The 2,949-nt window shown below is 38.5% G+C and carries 2 protein-coding genes and 1 pseudogene; all 3 read right to left on the bottom strand.

Annotated elements, in window-relative coordinates; all coding sequences use genetic code 11:
- Window positions 1–540, bottom strand: a 540-nt coding sequence (locus tag ON09_RS23320; RefSeq protein WP_010603479.1) for a glycoside hydrolase, incomplete at its 3' end; no start/stop codon positions are given.
- A 96-nt stretch (window positions 541–636) separates the two neighbouring features.
- A complete protein-coding gene (locus ON09_RS23315) occupies window positions 637–2,457 on the bottom strand; it encodes a RagB/SusD family nutrient uptake outer membrane protein (protein ID WP_010603478.1) in 1,821 nt (606 codons plus the stop codon).
- Between the two features lie 12 nt (window positions 2,458–2,469).
- Window positions 2,470–2,949, bottom strand: a pseudogene (locus ON09_RS23310) (SusC/RagA family TonB-linked outer membrane protein); the annotation flags it as partial.

Genomic DNA, 2,949 nt, shown 5'->3' with positions numbered 1-2,949 from the left:
ATCGTAAGAGCCGCTCCAAACTTTTGCAAAACCAGATTTGGCTTTATCCAGATAGACTTGATTTTTAGTGATTTCATAAGCACGGGTGAGCGACATTACCCACCACATCATGTCATCATAAATAAACCATTCTACGGAATTATCCCAGTTGTAATTGTCGTAACGTTTTGCACCCCCATCATATATATCTGTAATCATTTTATAATAAGCGGGATCTTTGGTCCGCTCATAAGCATTCATCACAATATCCCAGTAAATTGCCTGCGTCCAGATGGCTGCAAGCCCCTTTTGCTCTGTGGTACTGTAATAAAGTTTATCGGCAGTGCTGTAGTAAATTTTATTGAATGAATTAAATGCAATGGTTGCATCGCCAGCAGAAAAACTCGTTGGCACGGTTGGAGGCAAGGTTGGTGGATTTGGCGTAGGTTCTTCGGTGCCTTTTTTGCTGCAAGAACTGAAGGAAATGAGCAGGATTAAACTTAGAAACGCAGCAATTATTTTTGATGTACGCCATTTTTTAGGTACAGAGATGTTTTCCATAATTTGTGGTTCTGAAGGTTGAAATATCAGGGCGGCACTTACATAAGTAGATGAATGTAAGCGCCACCTGATTTTAGTTATTTAGACCTGTTGGATTTACCAGCCAGGATTCTGCACCATTAAATCATCAGAGTTAACGTCTTTTGCAGGGATTGGGAATAAGTAGTGTCGTTTGTTGAATGTTCTGGTTTCGAAAGGCACTACGTTGAAAAAGTTTGGCGCATTTTGAGTGATATTTAAACCATAAATTGGTCCGTTATCAGTAGTTTCAGCTATTTTCCATCTTCTGGTATCAAAATACCTTACATTTTCAAATGCCAATTCTGATCGGCGTTCTTTTCTGATCGCAGTTCTCATGGCAGCCTGATCGGCAGGAGCAGCAATTTGTCCTGCACCTGAGCCATATTGAGGAATACCAGCTCTCTGTCTGATTTGGTTTAAATAATTTAAAATATCAGGATCGCCCGGAGTTGACTCATTTAAGGCTTCAACATAATCAAGAAACAAATTACCTACGCGGTAAAGGATACAAGCACGGTTGCTTTCTCTCCAGTTACCTAAACCCATGGCTTTTCTTACGGCATAACCTGTTACTGTATAATCATTACCACCTGTTGCTTTACCAGAGTTACCGTTGTTGTTAAACTCAGTAATTACATTACCGAAAGCGGTATTCAGCCAAACGCTGTTATGATAGGTAATATTTACATAAAAACGTGGTTCTCGGTTTACCCATTGGTTAAAAGTGTTGGTTGCAATCGGGCTTCCTGGTGCACGGTAATCGGTAAAACCTGTGGTTACATAACCAGAACCAGCATCATTAATACTTAAACCGTTTGCCATAAAAAAGGCATCAACCTGATTTTGCGTTGCACCTAGACCTGCAGAACCTCTAACCTCTGATGCTTTACCACTGTGATATGGTGTCATTTCATATTGTCTACCTTCAATGTCAGCATCTAATCTCGACATGATGATTTCACTGTTGAATTTATCCAGAAAAACATCACGGCAGGAAAGATATCCGTTAATCGATCCGTCTGAGTTGGTTTTTCTTAATAAGCTATAAGTACTTGGTACGAATTGCGTAATGTATGCTTTGTATGCATCAGATGCTCTTTTCCATTTAGTAGCATCATAAGTTTGGCTAACCAATTGTTTACCATCTTTATTTTTTAGGTTGGCTAAATCTGTATTTCCATTATATAGCGGACTAGCAGCCAAAAGATAAGCCTGTAAACGGTACGCTAAAGCTTGACCTTTTGTAATTCTTGCGTAGTTTCTATCATTAAGTGGTGTAACTGGTAAATTATCTGCTGCAGCCTGTAATTCGGAAGCGATATAATTTATACATTCATCAAAGCTGTTTCTTGGTAAACGAACACTTTCTGTTGGTGCATCCGGCTCAATTACATTCTCGCCTAAAATAATTACCGGACCATAAATGCGCACTAAATAGAAATAATACATCGCTCTTAATGCTCTTGCTTCATTTTTGTATTGGGTAATTAATTGAGGAGTAATGTCCTGTGTTACCTTATCAATGTTTGCCATAAAGAAACTTGCTGAGCGGATACCACGATAAAAGTTATTCCAATAATCATTTACAAAACCTGAGTTTGCATCCCAGCTACCAATGTTCACGTTATTGGCCTGATTAAAACCCCAAACAAATTCAGCTTCATCAGATGCACCCGTCCAAACGCCTGCACTTCTGCCTGTATTTGGATTACGTTGCCCAAATTCATCTGGAATAAGGCTATACACGTTTGCTAAAAATTTCTCGGCTGTTGCACGGTTGGTAAAGGTTTCTTCTAGGGTCAACCTATCATTAGGTACTTGATCTAAAAAACCTTTTTTACAAGATGTAGCTAGTGTTAAACAGGCTACAAATGCAATAAATATATATTTTTTCATGATTTCTGATTCTTAAAATTTAACATTAATACCTAATGATAATGTTCTGTTAATTGGGTATTTGGCTCCGTTGGCTCTACCTCCTGTATTTAATTCCGGATCCCAAAGCTTCCAATCACTAAAAGTTAATAAGTTATTTCCAATCAAATAAATAGCTGCATTTTTAAGATAAATTTTCTCAGCGAATTTTGTTGGAAGATTATAACTCAATTGCGCTGATTTCAAACGGAGGAAGTTAACATCTTTAACCCACCAAGAACTCTCTAAAGTATTGTTGGTATTATCCGCTTCTCCATAAGCTAAACGTGGGTAGAAAGCATCCTGTCTTGGGTTCGATGGTGTCCATCTATCGGTTGCAATTTCATAAGCGTTACTTAAACCGCCTCCCCCATTAAATGGAAATATACCAGAACCACCTAACATAATATCAGCACCATGCGTTCCCTGGAAAAATGTGCTCAATGCAAAACCTTTGTATGATGCACTTAGACC

This window comes from Pedobacter agri PB92 (assembly GCF_000258495.1).
Lineage (GTDB): Bacteria > Bacteroidota > Bacteroidia > Sphingobacteriales > Sphingobacteriaceae > Pedobacter > Pedobacter agri.
The sequence above is the reverse complement of the archived record's forward strand: the minus strand, read 5'-3'. Positions and strand labels throughout refer to the sequence as shown.

Coding starts and splice junctions, on each gene's coding strand:
- ON09_RS23315 (WP_010603478.1), bottom strand. CDS start 2,457: ATGAAAAAATATATATTTATTGCATTTGTAGCCTGTTTAACACTAGCT.